We start from the raw sequence: 19,835 nt of genomic DNA, 5'->3' as shown, positions 1-19,835 counted from the left end.
GCCGGGCTGCCCTAGGCTCGTAAGACATGACCGAGATCGTTCTCGCCTCCGCGTCACCCGCCAGGCTCGCCCTGCTGCGGGGCGCCGGGCTGGACCCCAAGGTGATCGTCAGCGGTGTCGACGAAGAGGCCGTGGTGGCCGCGTCGCCGTCCGAGCTGTGCCTGGCCCTCGCGCGGGCCAAGGCGTCGGTGGTGGCGGGCGGCCTGACCGCCGGGCTCGTCATCGGCTGCGACTCCGTGCTCGAACTCGACGGCACGGCGTACGGCAAGCCCGCCTCGGCGCAGGACGCCGCGGCGCGCTGGCGGCGGATGCGCGGCCGTACCGGCAGGCTGCTCACCGGCCACTGCGTGATCGACGTGGCCACCGGCGCCGAGGCGGCCGAGGTGGGCGCCACGGTGGTGCGCTTCGGCACGCCCGGGGACGACGAGATCGCGGCGTACGTCGCGAGCGGCGAGCCCCTGAGGGTGGCCGGTGCCTTCACCCTGGACGGCCTCGGCGGCTGGTTCGTCGACGGAATCGACGGCGACCACGGCAACGTCCTCGGCCTCTCCCTCCCTCTGCTGCGCGACCTGTTGGCCCGCGTCGGCGTTCCCGTCACCTCCCTCTGGCGCTGAATCGCGAGCTTTCCGCCTATTTCGCGCTGAGAGGGACGTCAGGCGCTAGCCTGCCGGGCATGAGCACCATTGGACGGACGGCCGGCACCGGCGTCCGCGGCGTCGCGGACGGGGTCAAGTACTTCTTCCAAGGGGTCGGGTGGGTGTCCCGCCACCCCCGGCAGTGGCTGTTCGGCCTCATCCCGGCCCTGATCGCGCTGGTGCTCTACGTCGCCGCGCTCGCGGTGCTGGGCACCTACGCGGGCGATCTGGCCGCCTGGGTGACCCCGTTCGCCGACGGCTGGAGCGAGGCGGCCCGCAACACCCTGCGCGTGCTGCTCGGGGTGGTCGTTTTCGGCCTGGGCCTGGTGATCGCGCTGGTGACGTTCACCGCCATCACCCTGGCGATCGGCGAGCCGTTCTACGAGAAGCTCTCCGAACGGGTCGAGGACGACCTCGGCGGCGGCCCCAAGGCGCCTGACGTCCCCCTGTGGCGGTCGATCACCCGCTCGATCCGCGACAGCCTGATCACTCTGGGCTGGGTGCTGCTGTTCACCATCCCGCTCTTCGCCCTCGGCTTCGTGCCCGTGATCGGCCAAACCGTGGTCCCCGTCCTGGGCGCCGCCGTCTCAGGCTTCTTCCTCACCGTGGAACTAACGGCGTTGCCCATGGAACGCCGCGCCATGCCCCGCCGCCTCCGCTTCGCCGCCCTCCGCGCCAAGAAGGCCCCCGCCCTAGGCTTCGGCATCCTCACCTTCCTCGTATTCCTAATCCCTTTCGTAGCCGTCCTGGCAATGCCCGCCGCCGTAGCCGGCGCCACCCTCCTGGTACGCCACCGCTACTCCCCGTCCCCCGGAGAGTGAGCCGATCTCGCACCCAACCACGCCCGGCGCCACCGGAACCGCAAACGCTCTCCGACGAGCGAGCCGGACTCGTACCCAGGCACGCCGTGCTCCAGCGGGACGGGTGGACAGCTACCTGGTGGGTGAGCCGGGCTCCGTACCGAGGCGCGCCGTGCTCCAGCGGGACGGGTGAACAGCTTCCTGGTGGGTGAGCGGGGTTCTGTGCCGGGCACACAGGCTGTCCGTGGGACGGCGAATGGGTTTCCGGTGATTGAGCCGGGGTTTCGTACGCCGTACGTGTTTTCGAACGTCGCTCGATCGGTTGTCCACAAGATGATCAACGGGCGAAACGGGGCGGTCGCGGGACGCCGAGCATGGGGGGCATGACGCCTTCACCCATCCTCCTGACCTCCCCGGACGACATCCTCGGGGCCGTGCCCTATCTCCTCGGCTTCCACCCGGCCGAGAGCCTTGTCGTCATCGCCTTCTCCGGGCGGGGCGCGCGCGGCGAGCTGCGGGTCACCACGCGCTGGGACCTTCCGGCGGGGCCGGGGGCGTTCGACCGGCTCGTGCCGTTGCTGCGGCGTGAGCGGGTCACCCACACGATCGTGGCGGGCTTCGGCGCGGGCACGCTGGTCACCCCGGCCGTCGAGGAGGTGCTGCGGCTTCTGCGCGACGCGGGCATCGAGGTCATCGAGGCCCTGCGCGCCGACGAGGCCCGCTACTGGTCGTACGTCTGTCCCCGGGTCGAGTGCTGCCCGCCCGAGGGCAGGCGGTACGACCCGGTGGCCGGCCGCGTCGCGGCCCGGGCCACCGTCGACGGCCTGGTCGCGCTGCCCGGGCGGGAGGAGTTGCGCCGTTCTGTGCGTCCGGTGGCCGGACCGGCGCGGAAGGCGATGCGCGAGGCCACCGAACTGGCCGCGAGCGGCGTACGTTCCCGGCTGACCGGCATGGCCGTCCCGGACGAGTTCCCCGGCCTGTTCGTGTCCGAAGGGCTGGCCCGGGTCCGGGCCGCCGTCGGGACCTCCGTCGCCGGAGGCCGCCTCACCGACCGGGAGGCGGCGTCAATCGGGCTCGACCTGGCGGTGATCCGCATCCGGGACGAGGCGTGGACCCTCATCTGCGACGAGACCGAGAACGCCCACATCGCCCTGTGGGGCGATCTCACCCGCAGGCTGGAACCCCGCTTCGTCCCGCCCGTCGCGTCGCTGCTCGCCGCCGCGTCCTGGCGCCACGGAGACTGCGCGCTCGCCGCCATGGCCGTGGAGCGTGCCCTCGCCGAGGACCCCACCTACTCCATGGCCAACCTCCTGGCCGAAGGCCTCCGCCAGCTGGTCAGCCCCACCGTCCTCCGCGACCGTATGCCCACCCCCCGAGAACTGGCCACCACCATGGGCCCACCCCGAATGTCCTGGCTCCACCCCCTGCTCACCCTCCTCGACCCCCCCACCCCCCACCCACCGTGATCACCGTCCCACCGTGATCACCGGCCCTCCGTCCCACCGTGATCACCAGCCCTCCGTCCCACCGTGATCACCGGCCCACCGTGATCACCGGCCCTCCGGCCCTCCGGGCCACCGGGCCACCGGGCCACCGGCCCACCGGGCACCGGCCCACCGGTCCACGGCCACCGTGCACCGGCCCACCGGGCCACGGCCACCGTGCACCGGCCCACCGTGCACCGGCCCACCGGGCCACGGCCCACCGGGCCACGGCCCACCGGGCCACGGCCCACCGGGCCACGGGCCACCGGGCCACGGGCCACCGGCGTACCACAGGTCGCGGACGCGGCGCAGCGCGTCCTCGTCGGGCCGGTCGGGATGTTGCGGGGCAGGGAGAATCAGGGAGGGTTCAGTCGGCGCGCGGGTCAGCCGGTTAGCAACTCGGAGAGGGAGAGAGGGGGGTGGCCGGTGAGGTCGCGTACTGCTGTGCTGAGTCCGGTCATCTCGCCGGCTGCGATCGCTGTGTATGTGGAGACCCAGGCGTCGAGCTGCCATCGTGGGGCTCCGTAACCGGCTCGGGACTCGTACGCCTCGGGCAGGCTCTCGGGGTGGTACGTCACCCGGCGGCCGGTGGCCTCGCTGAGGGTGGTCGCCACTTCTGTGAGCGTTAGTGATTGCGGGCCGGTCAGATCGTAGGTCGTCCCCGCGTGCTCGCCGGGGGACCGGAGGACGGCCGTACATGCCTCGGCGATGTCGTCCAGTGCGACGACCGACACCGCTCCGTCCCCCGCGGGCCCGCGCAGCACGTCGTCCGAGCCCACCATCAAGCTGAGAAAGTCGGCGTACAGGTTGTCACGCAGGAACGTGTACCGCATGCCGCTCGCCCGGATGTGCTCCTCGGTCGCCCAGTGGTCCCGCGCCAGCGTGAAGGTCGCGGCAGGGCCGGCCCCGTAGAACGACGTGTACACCACGTGCCGAACCCCGGCCGCGGCCGCGGCGTCCACGAAGGCCCGATGCCGGGCCACCCGATCGGGGGTCTCCGAGGCCGACACCATGCACAGCGTCCCCACCCCCCGCAACGCCCGCCGCGCGCTCTCGCCGTCCCCGTACTCGGCCTCGGCCACACGCGCCCCCACCAGGCGCGGCGCCCGGTCCGGACTGCGCGTGACCAGTGTCTGTTCCACACCCTCGTCGGCGAGCCTGCGGGCGATACGCCCCCCAAGCCGGCCGGTTACCCCGGTAACGGCGATCACGACCGGCAATGTAGCAAGTAGTCCCGCACGGCACACGCGATCCGCCTGCCGTTCACCGGGGCATCGCGGTGGGAGCCTCCCCGCGACGCACCCGCGGGGCGTGCGGGGCGGCGGCCGGGTGGGTGGACGCGGCGGGCGGGCGACGCGGTTACGCTCGTTGGTGTGTGGAGCGTGGAGTTGCGCGCGGCGGACCGGGTCTCGCCTCGGCTGGGTGGGCGGTTGTGTCTCGCCGTGGTCAACAGCGTGCTGTGGCGCAGGGACGCCGAGCCGCGCGAGCTGCTCACCGGCTACCCGGACCTCGTGGAGTACCTGCACGATGTGGGCGGCCTCACCGACGCCGTGAAGGCGGAGCTCGGCGCGGAGGCGCGGCAACACCCCGAGGCGGCGCGGGACGAGTTCGCGCGGGCGATCGCCCTGCGGGAGCACCTGTTCGGTGTGATGACGGCGGCGGGGCGGGGCGAGCGGGCCGGTCTGGGCCTCCTGGACGAGGTGTTCCGCGACGGGATGAGCCGGTTGGCCCTCGGGCCGGACGGCCGTCCGGGCTGGACGGGCCTGCGGGTCCCGGCGTGGGAGACGGCGGCGTCCGCGGTCACGCTCCTGACCGGGCCCGATCTCGCCCTTCTCAAGCAGTGCCCCGGTGAGCGGTGCGGCTGGCTGTTCGTGGACCAGACCCGCAACAAGAGCCGCACCTGGTGCGACAGCCGGATGTGCGGGAACCGGGACCGGGTCCGCCGCCACTACCGGCGCACCCGGTCCGCCTGATCCGGCCGCCCGGACAACTAACAGATCAAATGCTCTGGACTCATTAGCCTGTTTTGGCTAACAATCAAAAGCGCTCTTACTCATTAGGAGGAAGCATGCGCTGGTTACGGACGGCCGTGGCGGCCCTGTTCATGAGCGTGACCGTGGGGGGAGGGACGGCGGTCGCCGGGCAGGACGATCTCTTCGCCTATCGCCGGAGCGCCGTGGAGGTGCGGGAGCTGTCCGTCGAGCACCGGGACGGGGTGGTCGTCCGGGACATCACCTACGCGGGCCCCGGCGCCGTGCCGGTGCGCGCCTACCTGGTGGAGCCCGAGCGTCGTGGGCGGTACGCGGCCACGTTGTACCTGCACTGGTTCGAGCCGGGCAACCCTACGCAGAACCGGACCGAGTTCCTGGATGAGGCCGTGTCGATGGCCCGGCGCGGGATGGTCGCACTCCTGCCCGACCTCACCTTTCCCTGGCAGGACGGGCCCGTGGGCGATCAGACCGACCGCGAGCGGGTCGTGCGGCAGGTCGTCCAGCTACGGCGAGGGCTGGATCTGGTGAACTCCCGGCCTGGCGTCGATCCGGGGCGGGTCGCCGTGGTCGGTCACGACTACGGCGGCATGTACGGGTTGCTGCTGGCGACGGCCGCCGACGCGCGGCGGGTGCGTGCGGCCGTGGCCGTCAACGTGGACCCGACGTTCAGCAACTGGTTCGCGCACTTCTTCCTCGACCTCGGCGGCGACGCGACCATCAGGTACGAGAAGCTGATGGAGCCGGTGGACCCCGTCCGGTACGTCGCGCGGGGTGTCGGCGGCGGCCTGCTGTACCAGTTCTCCGAACCCGACTTCTTCGTACCCGACGCGACCCGGCGCGCCCTGGTCTCCGTGACGGCCGAACCCAAGACCTACCGCCTGTACGCGGGCGCCCCGCACGAACTGCCCGGCGAGCCCGCCCGCGCCGAACGGAGCACCTGGCTCGCGGGCCGGCTCGGCCTGAGCTGAACGGCGTGCCGGGAGGGGTCAGGCGTCGCGCGGGCCGCGGTTGCGCTCGTTGTAGGCGCGCATCCGCTTGGGGTACCCGGTCAGCTGGACGTCGTAGACCGGGAGGGCGAGGTTCCTGGCCACCTTGATGATGACGGCGGGGGAGCCGACACGGCGGCGGGTCCATTCGCCGTCGTGCGCGACGGCGACGGCGGTCGTGTCCGTGGCGAAGGTCTCAGGTTCGACGTAGAACTCGACGCCCAGACGTGACTTGGCGAAGGCGATCAACGCCTCGATGTCGCTGTCGTTCGCTTCCCTGTCGAACTTCGCGATCTTGGGGCCACGTAGCCGACGAATGCCGTAGCGATCTCGCCATCCCATACCCCTTGTATACCCGGAAGGGAGACTGAGTGGGCGGCTCGGGGGCGCATCCGGGTTCTGTCGGGGTTGTTCCGGATGGTGGCCCCGAGGGCCCGCGCCAACAATGAGTACGGACAGAGTTCCGAACGAAGGGCGGGCCATGCGATGGCAGGGGTAGTGCGACCGGCGATGCCGTCCGAGGGCGTATGGGGACCCGCTCCTCATCCGCACCTCCGGGTGACCGACCAGGACCGCGAGCAGGTGGTCGAGCACGTCACCACCGCCTACGCGGAGGGCCGGCTCGACAAGATCGAGTTCGACGAGCGGCTCCACGCGGCGATGACGGCGCGAACCCACGCCGACCTCGCCCCCATCATGCAGGACCTGTACGGCGCGCGGGCCGTACCCGCCCCGCCGCCCCGGTTCAGGCAGTCCGCCTGCGCGCCCCGCCGGTACACGATGCCCGTCACCGGCGGGGAGCGCCTCGCCGCGATGGCGGCCCACGTGCTGCCGATCTGCGGCCTGTCCTTCGTCGGCCCCCTGATCGTGTTGCTGGCCGGGGGACGGACGTCGCCCTTCATCAGGGCGCACGCGGTGGAGGCGCTCAACTTCCACCTGACGCTCGCGGGGGCCGTCCTGCTGCTGCCGTTCACCGTCGTCGGCGTGCTGCTGATCCCGGTGCTGGTGGTCGCGGGCGTGGTGCTCGGCATCATCGGCGCCGCCACCGCGGCCGGCGACCAGCCGTTCCGGTACCCCTGGACCCTCCGCCCGGTGAAGTGACCCTCGCGGTCAGCGTGCCAGGACCTGGTATTTGACGGTCATCGCTCCGGTGCCGAGGCTGCCGATGGCGTCGAAGGCGGCCCGGGACAGGTCCAGGCACCGCCCCGCGATGAACGGCCCCCGGTCGTTGATGCGGACCTTCACCGACTTGCCGTTGTCGGGGTTCACGACCCGCACCACACTGCCCATCGGCAGCGTCTTGTGCGCGGCGGTCAGCGCATCGGGGTTGAACCGCTCCCCGCTGGCCGTCATCTGCCCTTCGTCGTAGAAGGACGCTCCGCACGACCCGGACGCGACGACCTTCATCGCCACTTTCTTCTTCGCGGGCTTCTTCACAGGCTTGGCGGTTCTCACAGGCGCCGGCGCTTCGACCGGCGCGCTGCTCTTCGCCCGGGGCGCGGCCTCCGTCTCCACCGGCCCGGCCACCGGTGCCGGCGTGGCACCGGCGGAAGGCACGGCGGCCTGAGGTCCGGGAATCGAACGCGGAGCCCCTCCGAGCGCGTCCGCAGGGCCGGCCGTCGGCCGGCTCGCCGCCGTCACCGTGGCCGTGAACGCCGCCGGTGACCCTTCGTTCAGCGCCCAGATGCCGGCCGCCACACCGGTCACGGCGAGCAGCGACACGGCCGTGACGGCCACGCGCCGCCTGGTACGGGTTCGCTGGGTGATGGGGGAAGTCTGGGATCCCAAGTAGAACCACGGTCCTCGATAGGGGGCAGGGCCGCGGAAGGGATCGACGTGGGGGCGCGGATCCCGTTCCGTAAGTTCCGGCACCGTATCGGACAAAGAGCGAGTAAACCACCTAAAGAAGACATAAAGTGACTTACCTCACAAAACGGTGATCACCCAGGTCGGAGCGGGTCCGACGGCCCATCCACTCACCCCGACACCACCGGTCTCGCCGCACCACGTCTCACCGCGTCACAGCCGAACAGCCGTATGGCGTTCGAGCGCGACATCGCCCGCCCGGGGTGGTCGCGGCCCCCGGCGGGTGGTCGCAGCCGCCGAGGCTGGTTGCGGGCTCCGGCCAGCCGGCCGGTTGCTCCACGACCAGGCCGCCCGGGTGTGGTTCCAGCTCTCGGCGGTGGTTGCAGGGCCTGGGTGGTTGCGGCCCTGGTGGTTGCAGGATCCCTAGTAATTGCAGGACCCGGGGTGATGTCGCAGGACCGGGGGTGGTTGTGGCGGTCGCTGGGCCGCCTGTGCGCCGATGGGTGGTGTCCACGGCGATGGGGTGGCATCCAAGCCGAGTGGGCGGTGTCTACGCCAGCGGGGTGGCGTCGGTCACGTCTACGCCAGCGGGGTGGCGTCGGTCACGTCTACGCCAGCGGGGTGGCGTCGGTCACGTCTACGCCAGCGGGGTGGCGTCCACGTTCGTGGGGTGGCGTCCACGTTCGTGGGGTGGCGCTCACGTTCGTGGGGTGGCGTCCACGTGCGGTGGTGGATACGCCGGAATCGGGTGGGCCAATGTCGACGCGGTGGGAACTGACAACGGGTGGGGCCATCAACCTCAGCCGGACGGGGTTTGATGTCTTTGGCCAATGAACGTCGGCTTTCTCGGTTCTGGTGACCCGTGGCGGGTTTCTCGCCGTACGGCGGCGCCGGATTCGCCGTACCACGTCCCGCCGCGTCGGCGCCGGTTGTTGGGGCCGGTTGTTGGGGCCGTAATGGGACGTGGGGACGTGGACGGGGACGTGGACGTGGGGACGGGGACGTGGGGACGAGGACGTAGGGACGGGGAGGTGGGGACGGGGAGGTGGGGACGGGGAGGTGGGGACGGGGAGGTGGGGACGGGGAGGTGGGGACGTGGACGTGGGGACGTGGACGGGGGTGGGGCCACCCATCTCTCAGCCCTTGTCCTTGGGCCTTGTGTTGGCTGTTAGAGGAGGAGGGAGCGGACGGTTTCGATGGTGTCGGCTTCGGTGGGGGGTTTGTCGGGGCGGTAGCGGAGGACTCGGGCGAAGCGGAGGGCCATGCCGCCGGGGTAGCGGGGGGAACGCTGGACGCCGTCGAAGGCTATTTCTACGACCAGTTCGGGGCGGAGGGGGACGACCCATTCGTCGGAGGGGCCGGTGGCCAGGGTGAGGAAGTGTTCGGTCTGCCAGTTCAGGAGGTCGTCGGTCAGGCCTTTGAAGGTTTTGCCCAGCATGACGAAGCCGCCGGTTTCGGGGTCGCGGGCGCCCAGGTGGAGGTTGGAGAGTTTGCCCTGGCGGCGGCCGTGGCCCCATTCGGCGGCGAGGACGACCAGGTCGAGGGTGTGGCGGGGCTTGACCTTGATCCAGCCGGCGCCGCGGCGGCCCGCGGCGTAGGGGGTGGTGAGGGACTTGGCGACGATGCCCTCGTGGCCGCGGCGGAGGGCGTCGGAGTAGAACGTCGCGGCCTCGTCGGGGTCGGCAGTCACCAGGCGGGGGATCAGCAGGTCGGACGGGACGGCCTGCTCCAGGGCGGCGTGGCGTTCGGCGTCGGGGAGGTCGAGCATGTCCTTGCCGTGCACGCGCAGCGCGTCGAAGAAGAACACCCGCAGCGGCGTGGTCTCGCGCAGGCGCTCGACGTCGAGCTTGCTGGCGACCCGCCCCGCGGTCACCTGGAACGGCTCGGGCCGCCCGTCGGGGCGCACCGCGATCACCTCGCCGTCCAGCACGAGGTCGTCGGCGTGCAGGCCGAGCGCGGCCTCCACCAGCTCGGGGACCTGGGCCGTGATGTCGTCGAGGGTGCGGGTGAACACCCGGACCCGGTCGCCCGACCGGTGGGTCTGCACGCGGATCCCGTCGAGTTTCCACTCCAGCGCCCCTGGCCCGCCGAGCTTCAGCAGGGCCGCGGGGAGGTTGGGGGCGCTCTGCGCCAGCATGGGGGCGACGGGACGGCCGACCTCCAGGTGGAAGGACCGCAGCGCCTCGACCCCGCCGACGAGCGCGGCGGCGCCCACGGCGGGCAGCCACCCGCGCAGCGTGAGGGCGCGCCGCACCTCGGCGGCCGGGACGCCGGACGCCTTGGCCACCGCCTCGATCATGACGCCGTTCAGCGCGCCCTGACGAAGCTCCCCGCCGAGCAGGCGCAGCAGGAACGACTGCTCCTGCCGGGTGAGCGACCGGAACAGCTGGGCGACCAGTTCCTTCCTGGCCGCCTGGGACCCCGGCCCGGCCTGGGCCTTGATCCGGCTGAGCAGGTCGTCGACCTCGGTGAGCGTGGCGCTGGCGATCTGCCGCGGGTCGGGCAGCTCGCGCAGCGAGGCGTAGCCGACGCCGATCTGCCGCTGCGGCAGCTCGCCCGAGAGGTACGCGACCGCGATCTCGGCCTCGTGCGGCTCGACCCGGCTCAGCAGGTCGGCGAGATGACGGATCTTGGCGAGGCGCGCCGAGTCCGCCGCGACGGCAGCCGAGGTGCGCGCGAGGTCGATGAGCAACACAGGTTCATCGTGTCAGTTCAGCGGCGGGAACGCGCCCACCGGGATCGATGTCGGGCGCGGCCGGCCGGGGCCCGCGGGCGATGAACGCCCGATGACCAGCAGTTGGCCGGGGTTCACGGGTGGAATCGGTACCCCGGCCCTCGCACTACACGTACGGGATCAGCTGACGCCGAGCAGGTCGACGACGAAGATCAGGGTCTCGCCGGGCTTGATGGCGTTGCCCGCGCCGCGGCTGCCGTACCCGAGGTGCGCCGGGATGGTGAGCCGGCGGCGCCCGCCGACCTTCATGCCCGCCACGCCCTGGTCCCAGCCCGCGATGACGCGGCCGCCGCCGAGCGGGAACTGGAAGGCGTCCCCGCGGTTCCAGGACGCGTCGAACTCCTCGCCCGTGGAGAACGCGACGCCGACATAGTGCACGCTCACCATGTGACCCGGCTTGGCCTCCTCACCGTCCCCCACGGTGATGTCGACGATCTCGAGATCCTTCGGAGGCTCGCCTTCCGGAAAATCGATCTCGGGCTTCTCGAGTGCCACGTGTGCTCCTTGGGTGATGTGCGCACCGCCTGCCCGGCTTGGGCCGGGCCCTCACCGGCGGTGCTCCGGCCGCCTACCGGCCGACCGGACGACTCTACGTGGTCCGGCGCTCCGGCGGGCGGCGAGGGCACGTTCTGTGGACGACCGGGGACTCAGTCTTTGGGCTCGCCGAGGCCGGGATCCCGGGGAGGGGCGCCGGGGGTCGGAACCGGCGACGGGGTGGGCTGCGGCGCGGTGGCCTGCGGGGGGACCGGCGTGGCGGTGCTCTGCGTGGGGGCCGGCGTGGCGACCCCGGCGGACGGCGGGCGCTCCACGGCCACGGTGTCGGCGGGCGCGATGCCGCCGTCCAGGACGGTGAGCGCCTGCTCCAGGGCCGCGGCGGGCACCAGCACGTCGTAGCGTCCGGCCACGATGGCGCTGCGCGAGGTGAAGTCCCGGGTGCCGCCCTTGAAGGCGTGGCCGGCGAAGCCGAACGCGGCGCCTGCCACGGCGCCCCACAGGATGGCCCACAGGACCAGCGCGATGAACGAGCCGGTGGTCGAGGTGAACACGCCGAGGAACAGCCCCACCACGAGGCCGAAGACGGCGCCGCTGATGGCGCCGGACAGCGCGGCCTTCGGGTTGGTCAGCCGCCCGGTGACCGTCTCCTCCAGGCGCAGGTCGTTGCCCACGATGGCGACGTTCCGCACCGGGTAGCCGGCGTCGGAGAGCGTGTCCACGGTGCGCTGCGCGGCCGCGTAGTTGTCGAAGCTGACCAGTAACCGCCGGTCCGCGGGGATGGGCGGGGTCAGCCCGGGTGACGAGGAGATCATGGATTCCGCCTCCATGGCTAAGAGTCTTGTGTGGCACCCAGCTACCCGGCGCGGCGGATATATCACCGGCCGGGCGCGAAGGCCCGGCCGGCGGGTGTCACCAGCTCTGGTGCAGCGGCATGCCCTCGGAGTAGCCGGAGGAGCTCTGCAGGCCGATGACGGCGCGTTCGTGGAACTCCTCCAGCGTGGTGGCACCCGCGTACGTCAGGGCGGACCGCAGGCCGGCGACGATGGCGTCCAGCTGGTCCTCGACGCTCGGGCGCAGCGGGTCGAGGTACATGCGGGAGGTGGAGATGCCCTCCTCGAAGACGGCCTTGCGCGCCCGGTCGAACGGGGTGTCGTCGGCGGTGCGCAGGCGGACGGCGCGGGCCGAGGCCATGCCGAAGTTCTCCTTGTATCGGCGGCCGTCGGCGTCGGTGCGGGTGTCGCCCGGCGATTCGTAGGTGCCCGCGAACCACGAGCCGATCATGACGTTGGACGCGCCGGCCGCCAGGGCGAGGGCGACGTCCCTCGGGTGGCGCACGCCGCCGTCGGCCCACACGTGCCTGCCGAGCGCGCGGGCCTGCGCGGCGCACTCGGCCACGGCGGAGAACTGCGGGCGGCCGACGCCGGTCATCATCCGGGTGGTGCACATCGCGCCGGGCCCGACGCCGACCTTGATGATGTCGGCGCCCGCCTCGGCGAGGTCCCGCACCCCGGCGGCGGTGACGACGTTGCCCGCGGCGATCGGCACGCCGGGCCGCAGGGCGCGGACGGAGGCCAGCGCGGCCAGCATCTTCTCCTGGTGGCCGTGCGCGGTGTCGACCACCAGGCAGTCGACCCCGGCGTCCAGCAGTTCCTTGGCCTTGGCGGCGACGTCGCCGTTGATGCCGACGGCGGCGGCGATCCTCAGGTGCCCGCGGGCGTCCAGGGCGGGCTGGTACAGCGTGGCGCGCAGCGCGCCGGTGCGGGTGAGCACGCCCTGAAGCCGGCCCTCGTGGTCCACGACGGGGGCCAGGCGGTGCCGTCCCTCGTGCAGCACCTCGAACGCGGCGCGCGGGTCGGTGCCCGCCGGGATGGTGAGCGGCGAGCCGGACATCACCTGGGCCAGCTGGGTGAACATGTCGACGCCGTGGCAGTCGGCCTCGGTGACGACGCCGATGGGGCGGTTGTCCCAGTCGACCACGATCACGGCGTTGTGGGCCCGCTTGGGCAGCAGGTTGAGCGCCTCGCCGACCGTGTCGTGCGGGGTGAGCGTGAGCGGGGTGTCGTGCACCAGGTCGCGCTTCTTGACCCACTCGATCACGTCGGCGACGACGTCGATGGGGATGTCCTGCGGGATGACGGCGATGCCGCCGCGCCGGGCGATCGTCTCGGCCATCCGGCGGCCCGCCACGGCGGTCATGTTGGCCACCACGACCGGGATGGTGGTTCCGGTGCCGTCACCGGTGGACAGGTCCACGTCGAGCCGGGAGCCCACCGCCGAGCGCGCGGGGACCATGAACACGTCGCTGTAGGTCAGGTCGAGAGTGGGCGCCTGATCGTTGAGGAATCGCACGTTTGTCCAGCCTACGTGATGGGTGGTTAGTGCGGGGATGTCCCAGGTCAGAACCGTTACATGTCCGCCGGTACACCTGGTGGTCCCCTATGCTGATTGCTCTGTGCGCGATGATCGAGACGGCGCTCGGCCGGGGCGGATAAATTGACCGCGCGATCGGACCAGCGGACGGGTGGGCTCTGAGGTTGGAGGCGCAATGATCATCGTGGACCGGCCGGAGACGCTCGTCATCGGCTACGCGGTGCGCACGGACAACGCCGACGAGGCTGACCCCTCCCGGGCCAAGCTGCCCGGCCTGTGGGCCCGCGCGGGGGCCCCGGGGGCCTTCGCGCACATCCCGGGCCGTGTCGACGAGAACCTCTACGCGGTGCTGTTCGACTACGAGGGCGAGCACCAGGGCGCCTACACGCAGGTCGTGGGGGCCGCGGTGCGGACGGCGGCCCGCCTGCCCGAGGGCATGGTGGCGGTCCGCGTCCCCTCGGTGCCCTCGCTGAAGGTCGAGGCGCACGGCCCCATGCCCCAGGCCCTGATCGAGGCCTGGCAGGAGGTCTGGCGCCACACCGAGGCCGGCAGCGTCCCGCCGCGCGCCTTCACCACCGACCTCGAGATCCACCACCGCGCGGGCGTCGACCTCTACCTGGCCGTCCTCGGCACCTCGGTCTCGCCGGGCCAGCACCGCGAGCGGGCCCAGGCCTGATCCCGGGTCAGGCGAGCACCCCGGCGTCGCGCAGGGCCTTGGCGCGGGTGTCGTCCAGCCCCCAGCCCGTGAGGTCGTGCAGGCGCGTGGCGGGGGTCAGGGGGGCCTTCGGGGCGTCCTTCAGGCGGGGGGAGGGGGTGGGCTGCAGCACGCCGTCGATCTCGGTGAAGGTGCCCCGGGCCTCGTTGTGGGGGTGGTGGGGGGCCTCGGCGATGGTGAGGACGGGGGAGACGCACGCGTCCGTGCCGTCGAAGACCTGCTGCCACTCGTCGCGGGTGCGGGTGCGGAAGACCTCGGTGAGGCGTTCGCGGATCCGCGGCCAGTTGGCGGGGTCGGCGCGGGACGGCAGGTCGGTCAGGCCGGTCCCGGCCACCAGCGCGGCCCAGAACGGCGGTTCCAGCGAGCCGACGGCCACATGGCCGCCGTCGGCGGTCTCGTAGGTGTCGTAGAACGGGGCCCCGGTGTCCAGCAGGTTGGTGCCGCGCGGCCCCCACAGGCCGGTCTGGGCGCTGTGGTAGAACATCGCGAACAACGTGGCGGCGCCGTCCACCATGGCGGCGTCGATGACGGTGCCGCGGCCGGTGCGCTCGCGTTCGAACAGCGCCAGCAGCACGCCGTACGCCAGCATGAGCCCGCCGCCGGCGAAGTCCCCGAGGATGTTGATCGGCGGCGTGGGCGGCTCCCCGGCGCGGCCCAGCATGGACAGCACCCCGGCGACGGCGATGTAGTCGATGTCGTGGCCGGCGGTGTGGGCCAGCGGGCCGTCCTGCCCCCAGCCGGTCATGCGGCCGTAGACGAGCCGGGGGTTGACCGCGTGCAGGTCCTCGGGGCCGATGCCGAGCCGTTCGGCCACGCCGGGCCGGAACACCTCGATGACCACGTCGGCGGTCGCCGCCAGCTCCTTGAACGCCGCCACGCCCTCGGGCGACTTGAGGTCCAGCCCGATGGTCCGCTTGCCCCGGTCCATCACGTCCTGCCGCGGCGTGTCGCCGGCGGCGGCGACGGAGGCGACCCGGTCGATCCGCAGCACCTCGGCGCCGTGGTCGGCGAGCATCATGCCCGCGAACGGGCCTGGGGCGAGCCCGGCCAGTTCCAGCACCCGCACTCCGGACAGCGGGCCGCCCCGCCGCGCCGGAGGAAGCTCCTGGTCACCTTGGCCGACGTCGACGCTCATGTGTTCTCCCGTGGTGCGGAGGTGCCCGTTGAAGCCTAACAAGCGCTTGGTGCGACGGCATGTCACCGCACCGTCCGCCACCTGCGAACACGACGCTAGCCCTTATTGGACAGCGCTTCCCAGGGGGCCCGTGAGTTTGCGCGGGTTTAACGTGTCTACTCTGGTCGGTGGTCATCTCAGGAGATAGCGTTCTTAGGACGATCTCCAACACTTAGCTCAGGGGTGGTGGCATGCCAGATCGCACGGTGGGTACGACCGCCCAGATGGCAGCGCACAAGCAGGCCGTCGAGCAGATCAAGGAGTCTTTCACCGCTCTCCCCGACGGAACCACCCCGCGTCTCGCCAAGGCGACCACCAATCTGTTCCGCTTCCGCGAGGCCGGCCGCACCACACGGCTGTCCGCCCGCGACCTGGACAAGGTCATCTCGGTCGACCCCGAGTCGCGCACCGCCGAGGTGCAGGGCATGACGACCTACGAGCACCTGGTGGACGCCACGCTTCCGTCCGGCCTCATGCCGTACGTCGTCCCGCAGCTCAAGACGATCACGCTGGGCGGCGCGGTGACCGGGCTCGGCATCGAGTCCACCAGCTTCCGCCACGGGCTGCCGCACGAGTCGGTGGAGGAGATGGAGATCCTCACCGGCGACGGGCGGGTCGTCGTCGCCCGCGCCGACAACGAGCACGCGGACCTGTTCAACGCCTTCCCCAACTCCTACGGCACCCTCGGCTACGCCCTGCGGCTGCGCATCAAGCTGCTCCCCGTCCAGCCGTACGTCCGGCTGACGCACATCCCCTTCACCGACGCCGGCAAGTGCATGCTGGCGATGCAGGAGATCTGCGACCGCGGCGAGTACGAGGGGGACCGCGTCGACTTCATCGACGGCACCTTCTTCTCGCCCGAGGAGATGTACATCACCGTCGGCCAGTTCGCCGAGCGCGCGCCCTACGCCTCCGACTACACCGGGATGCGCATCTACTACCAGTCCATCCGCACCCGCACCCGCGACTGGCTCACCATCCGCGACTACCTGTGGCGCTGGGACACCGACTGGTTCTGGTGCTCGCGCGCGTTCGGCGTGCAGCAGCCGCTCATCCGCTCCCTGGTGCCGCGGCGCTGGCTCCGCTCGGACGTCTACCGCAAGCTCGTCGGCATGGACCAGAAGTACGGCGTGACCGCGCGCGTCGACCGGTGGCGCGGCAACCCTGCGCACGAGTCGGTCATCCAGGACGTCGAGGTGCCGGTGGAGAAGGGCGCCGACTTCCTGGACTTCTTCCACGACAAGGTGGGCATGGCCCCCGTCTGGATGTGCCCGCTGCGTGCCGGTCAGCAGTGGCCGGTCTACCCGTTGGAGCCGGGCAAGCTCTATGTGAACTTCGGATTCTGGGGAATGGTCGCCTTGCCCAGAGGGCAGTTCGACGGCTATCACAACCGTCTCATCGAGAACTCGGTACACGAGCTCGGTGGCCACAAATCCCTGTATTCGACATCGTTCTACCCCCGTGATGAGTTCTGGCGGCTCTACAACGGCGACGCCTATTGGCCGGTCAAGCGTGCCTACGACCCCCAGGGGCGGCTGCTGGACCTCTACGAAAAGTGTGTACGGGGGCGTTGAGGAGGTTGGTTCGATGACACTCGCCCAGATCTTCGAGAAGATCGTCGGGCCGGAGGCGAACGTGTCGTTCTCCGCCTATGACGGCAGCAAGGCGGGGCGCTCGGACGCCACGGCGCACATCGAGGTGAAGACCCCGATCGCGATCGCGTACCTCGCGCAGGCCCCCGGGGAGATGGGGCTTGCCAGGGCGTACGTCGCGGGTCACATCGATGTGCACGGCGACATGTACACCCTGCTGTCGGAGATGTCGTCCATCACGCTGGACGACATGCCGGTACGCGAGAAGGTGGCGGTGGCCCGGTCCCTGGGCGTCAAACCGCTGCTGATGCGGGTGCCGCTTCCCCCGCAGGAGGTACGCCGCAGCGCGATGGCGAGGCTGGGCAGCCGCCATGCCAAGCAGCGCGACGCCGAGGCGATCCACCATCACTACGACGTCTCCAACAGGTTCTACGAGTGGGTACTCGGGCCGTCGATGGCCTACACCTGCGCGGTGTTCCCCGAGGAGGGCTCCTCGCTGGAGGAGGCGCAGTTCGCCAAGTTCGACCTCGTCGCCAAGAAGCTCGACCTCAAGCCGGGCATGCGCCTGCTGGACGTCGGCTGCGGCTGGGGCGGCATGGTCATGCACGCCGCCAAGCACTACGGCGTCAAGGTGCTCGGCGTCACGCTGTCGCGCCAGCAGGCCGAGTGGGCGCAGAAGGCCATCGCCGAGGCGGGCCTGTCCGAGCTGGCCGAGGTCCGGTTCTCCGACTACCGCGACGTGACCGAGAGCGGCTTCGACGCGGTCAGCTCCATCGGCCTGACCGAGCACATCGGCAAGGACCAGCTCCCCGCGTACTTCGGCTTCCTGTACGGCAAGCTCCAGCCGGGCGGGCGCCTGCTCAACCACTGCATCACCCGGCCCAAGGGCACCGAGCGGACGATCAACAAGGGCGGATTCATCAACCGCTACGTCTTCCCCGACGGCGAGCTCGAGTCGGTCGGCCACCTCATCCGCGAGATGGAGGACACCGGCTTCGAGATCAGGCACGAGGAGAACCTCCGGGAGCACTACGCCAGGACCCTGGAGAAGTGGTGCGCCAACCTCGACGCCCACTGGGACGAGGCCGTCCAGGAGGTCGGCCAGGGCACCGCGCGGGTGTGGCGGCTGTACATGGCGGGATGCATCGTGGGCTTCGAGCGCAACAAGGTGCAGCTCCACCAGGTGCTCGGCGTGAAGCTCGGCGACAAGGGCGAGGCGGGCGTGCGGCTGCGTCCGTCCATCGGCTGGCCCTGACCCGCGGGGCCGGATCGGCGGCCCCCGAAGGTCTGGACGTCGCGCCCGGACGGAGCCCGTGAGGGCCCGTCCGGGCGTTCCGTTTCTCAGTGCAGTTCGCGCTTGAGGATCTTTCCGCTGGCGGTCATCGGGAACGAGTCGCGGAACTCCACCAGCCGCGGGTACTTGTAGGACGCCATGTTCTCCCGGCACCACGCGACCAGCTCGTCCTCGCCGACGCTCTCCCCCTTGCGCGGGATCACGAACGCCTTGATCTCCTCGCCGTGCGAGGGGTGCGGCACCCCGACGACCGCGGCGAGCGACACCGCCTCGTGCGTCATCAGCACCTCCTCGATCTCGCGCGGGTACACGTTGAACCCGCCGCGGATGATCATGTCCTTGGCGCGGTCGACGATGTAGTAGTAGCCGTCGGCGTCCCGGGTGGCGATGTCGCCGGTGCGGAACCACCCGCCTCTGATCGCCTCCGCGGTGGCGTCCGGCCGCCCGAGGTAGCCCTTCATGACGTTGTGGCCGCGGATCGCGATCTCGCCGGGCTGGTCGCCGTCGATGTCGTTCCAGGCGGGGTCGATCAGCTTCATCTCCACACCCCAGACGGGCGTGCCGATCGACCCGGCCTTGGTCACCTTGCCCGGCTGGTTGAAGCTCGCCACCGGGGAGGTCTCCGACAGGCCGTACCCCTCCAGCACCGGCACGCTGAACGTCTTGTCGAAGTCCTTGAGCACCTCGACCGGCAGCGACGCCCCGCCGGAGACGGCGGTGTGCAGGCTGACCGGCACCTCCGCCCCGCCGGCGTGGATGGTGGTGAGCAGCGCCCAGTACATCGTCGGGACGCCCGCGAACATGGTGACGCCCTCGTCGCGCATCAGGCGCAGCGCCGTCTCCGGCTCGAACCGCGGCACCAGCACCAGTGCGGCGCGCCGCCGCAGCCCGACGTTCATCACCACGGTCTGGCCGAACGAGTGGAACAGCGGCAGCGTGGCGAGGAACACGTCCTGCGGGGCCCGCTCGAACATCTGGTCCGACACGATGGCGTTCATCAGCATGTTCAGGTGGCTCAGCTCGGCGCCCTTGGGCTGCCCGGTGGTGCCGCTGGTGTAGAGGATGACCGCGGTGTCCTCCGGCGACGTGGCCACCGTCTCGAACGTGCCCGGCATGCCGTCGAGCGCCGACCACAGTGTCTGCACGCCGTCCATGCCCGACTCGGTGGCGAACGGCGTGGCGGGCAGCAGGAAGAGGTTCCCGGCGTCCGGCGAGCCGTCCGCGATCACCTCACGGAAGCCCGCGTGCCCGCGCTCGCCGAGCGGCAGCTCGGGGGTGCCCTCGAAACAGAACAGCGCGCGGGCGCCGCAGTCGCGCAGGTGGTAGGCGATCTCCCGCGACTGCAGCAACACGTTCAACGGCACGACGGTGGCGCCGGCCTTCAGGATGCCGTAGTAGACGAAAGGGAAGTACGGGAGGTTGGGGCAGGCCAGCGCCACGGTGTCCCCCCGGCCGATTCCGCGGGAGACCAGCAGGTTGGCCACCTGGTTGGCCAGCGTGTCCAGCACGGAGTACGGCACGCGTACGTCCCCGAACACCAGTGCGGTGTGGTCTGGGCACTCCCGGGCGCTGTCCTCCAAAATGACCGACAGGTTGAGCATGGGTGCGATCTCCACTTCTGGGCGCTCCCGGTATGCTCCGGGCGCCCTTGCCCGCTTCCAGATCGGCGACATCCTGGCAGCCGGTGGCTACTAATCGGTAACGGCCATGGACGCCCGGCCCCACGGGGGCGTAATTACGGTGAAGCAGGTGGTGACCT

General features: G+C 71.2%; 18 protein-coding genes. 9 read left to right on the top strand and 9 right to left on the bottom strand.

Going from position 1 to position 19,835, the window contains the following annotated elements; all coding sequences use genetic code 11:
* Positions 1-26: 26 nt before the first annotated feature.
* The 3 genes from ACFP1K_RS02480 (at position 27) to ACFP1K_RS02470 (ending at position 2,901) form a co-directional block, all read left to right on the top strand.
* Complete coding sequence (locus tag ACFP1K_RS02480) at positions 27-614, top strand: Maf family protein (RefSeq protein ID WP_380746635.1); 588 nt, start codon at positions 27-29, stop codon at positions 612-614.
* Positions 615-673: 59 nt separating this feature from the next.
* Complete coding sequence (locus tag ACFP1K_RS02475; RefSeq protein WP_380746633.1) at positions 674-1,456, top strand: EI24 domain-containing protein; 783 nt, start codon at positions 674-676, stop codon at positions 1,454-1,456.
* A gap of 362 nt (positions 1,457-1,818) precedes the next feature.
* A complete protein-coding gene (locus tag ACFP1K_RS02470) occupies positions 1,819-2,901 on the top strand; it encodes a DUF4192 domain-containing protein (RefSeq protein WP_380746631.1) in 1,083 nt (360 codons plus the stop codon).
* 401 nt (positions 2,902-3,302) lie between these two features.
* Here the strand turns inward: ACFP1K_RS02470 and ACFP1K_RS02465 are convergent, their stop codons facing one another.
* On the bottom strand, positions 3,303-4,130 hold the full coding sequence (locus tag ACFP1K_RS02465) for an SDR family oxidoreductase (protein ID WP_380746629.1): 828 nt from the start codon (positions 4,128-4,130) through the stop codon (positions 3,303-3,305).
* A 162-nt stretch (positions 4,131-4,292) separates the two neighbouring features.
* Between ACFP1K_RS02465 and ACFP1K_RS02460 the strand changes: the two genes are divergently transcribed.
* On the top strand, positions 4,293-4,892 hold the full coding sequence (locus ACFP1K_RS02460) for a CGNR zinc finger domain-containing protein (protein ID WP_380746627.1): 600 nt from the start codon (positions 4,293-4,295) through the stop codon (positions 4,890-4,892).
* Between the two features lie 95 nt (positions 4,893-4,987).
* On the top strand, positions 4,988-5,878 hold the full coding sequence (locus ACFP1K_RS02455) for a dienelactone hydrolase family protein (protein WP_380746625.1): 891 nt from the start codon (positions 4,988-4,990) through the stop codon (positions 5,876-5,878).
* Between the two features lie 18 nt (positions 5,879-5,896).
* Here the strand turns inward: ACFP1K_RS02455 and ACFP1K_RS02450 are convergent, their stop codons facing one another.
* The gene (locus tag ACFP1K_RS02450; RefSeq protein WP_380746623.1) at positions 5,897-6,238 is read right to left on the bottom strand and encodes a hypothetical protein; all 342 of its coding nucleotides are present in this window, start codon (positions 6,236-6,238) and stop codon (positions 5,897-5,899) included.
* 216 nt (positions 6,239-6,454) lie between these two features.
* On the opposite strand from ACFP1K_RS02450, the gene ACFP1K_RS02445 reads away from it, so the two are divergent.
* Positions 6,455-6,997, top strand: coding sequence for a DUF1707 and DUF4870 domain-containing protein (locus ACFP1K_RS02445; protein ID WP_380746621.1), 543 nt, complete (start codon positions 6,455-6,457; stop codon positions 6,995-6,997).
* 9 nt (positions 6,998-7,006) lie between these two features.
* Here ACFP1K_RS02445 and ACFP1K_RS02440 read toward each other — a convergent pair whose 3' ends face one another.
* From ACFP1K_RS02440 to ACFP1K_RS02420, 5 genes are all read right to left on the bottom strand, one after another.
* Positions 7,007-7,633 carry a septal ring lytic transglycosylase RlpA family protein gene (locus ACFP1K_RS02440; RefSeq protein WP_380746619.1) on the bottom strand — a complete coding sequence of 209 codons (627 nt, stop codon included), beginning with the start codon at positions 7,631-7,633 and terminating at the stop codon, positions 7,007-7,009.
* 1,237 nt (positions 7,634-8,870) lie between these two features.
* Positions 8,871-10,397 (bottom strand): ATP-dependent DNA ligase, encoded by a 1,527-nt coding sequence (locus ACFP1K_RS02435; RefSeq protein WP_380746617.1) that lies wholly within the window; start codon positions 10,395-10,397, stop codon positions 8,871-8,873.
* A gap of 159 nt (positions 10,398-10,556) precedes the next feature.
* Positions 10,557-10,931 (bottom strand): FKBP-type peptidyl-prolyl cis-trans isomerase, encoded by a 375-nt coding sequence (locus ACFP1K_RS02430; protein ID WP_380746615.1) that lies wholly within the window; start codon positions 10,929-10,931, stop codon positions 10,557-10,559.
* 152 nt (positions 10,932-11,083) lie between these two features.
* Positions 11,084-11,758 carry a general stress protein gene (locus ACFP1K_RS02425; RefSeq protein ID WP_380746613.1) on the bottom strand — a complete coding sequence of 225 codons (675 nt, stop codon included), beginning with the start codon at positions 11,756-11,758 and terminating at the stop codon, positions 11,084-11,086.
* An 82-nt stretch (positions 11,759-11,840) separates the two neighbouring features.
* The gene (locus tag ACFP1K_RS02420) at positions 11,841-13,280 is read right to left on the bottom strand and encodes a GuaB1 family IMP dehydrogenase-related protein (RefSeq protein WP_380746611.1); all 1,440 of its coding nucleotides are present in this window, start codon (positions 13,278-13,280) and stop codon (positions 11,841-11,843) included.
* A gap of 196 nt (positions 13,281-13,476) precedes the next feature.
* Here ACFP1K_RS02420 and ACFP1K_RS02415 point away from each other — a divergent pair, with 196 nt between their 5' ends.
* A complete protein-coding gene (locus tag ACFP1K_RS02415) occupies positions 13,477-13,977 on the top strand; it encodes a GyrI-like domain-containing protein (protein ID WP_380746609.1) in 501 nt (166 codons plus the stop codon).
* 7 nt (positions 13,978-13,984) lie between these two features.
* Here the strand turns inward: ACFP1K_RS02415 and ACFP1K_RS02410 are convergent, their stop codons facing one another.
* Positions 13,985-15,151, bottom strand: a complete 1,167-nt coding sequence (locus ACFP1K_RS02410) for a CaiB/BaiF CoA transferase family protein (protein WP_380746607.1) — start codon at positions 15,149-15,151, stop codon at positions 13,985-13,987.
* Positions 15,152-15,414: 263 nt separating this feature from the next.
* On the opposite strand from ACFP1K_RS02410, the gene ACFP1K_RS02405 reads away from it, so the two are divergent.
* Both ACFP1K_RS02405 and ACFP1K_RS02400 read left to right on the top strand, forming a co-directional pair.
* The gene (locus tag ACFP1K_RS02405; RefSeq protein WP_380746604.1) at positions 15,415-16,764 is read left to right on the top strand and encodes an FAD-binding oxidoreductase; all 1,350 of its coding nucleotides are present in this window, start codon (positions 15,415-15,417) and stop codon (positions 16,762-16,764) included.
* A gap of 13 nt (positions 16,765-16,777) precedes the next feature.
* On the top strand, positions 16,778-18,037 hold the full coding sequence (locus ACFP1K_RS02400) for a class I SAM-dependent methyltransferase (RefSeq protein WP_380746601.1): 1,260 nt from the start codon (positions 16,778-16,780) through the stop codon (positions 18,035-18,037).
* A gap of 86 nt (positions 18,038-18,123) precedes the next feature.
* Here ACFP1K_RS02400 and ACFP1K_RS02395 read toward each other — a convergent pair whose 3' ends face one another.
* On the bottom strand, positions 18,124-19,677 hold the full coding sequence (locus ACFP1K_RS02395; protein ID WP_380746732.1) for a long-chain-fatty-acid--CoA ligase: 1,554 nt from the start codon (positions 19,675-19,677) through the stop codon (positions 18,124-18,126).
* Between the last annotated feature and the right edge of the window lie 158 nt (positions 19,678-19,835).

It is taken from the genome of Sphaerisporangium aureirubrum (assembly GCF_042658925.1).
Classification (GTDB): Bacteria; Actinomycetota; Actinomycetes; order Streptosporangiales; family Streptosporangiaceae; genus Sphaerisporangium; species Sphaerisporangium aureirubrum.
Note: the sequence above shows the minus strand (reverse complement) of the source record. Positions and strands in the feature narration are given on the sequence as shown.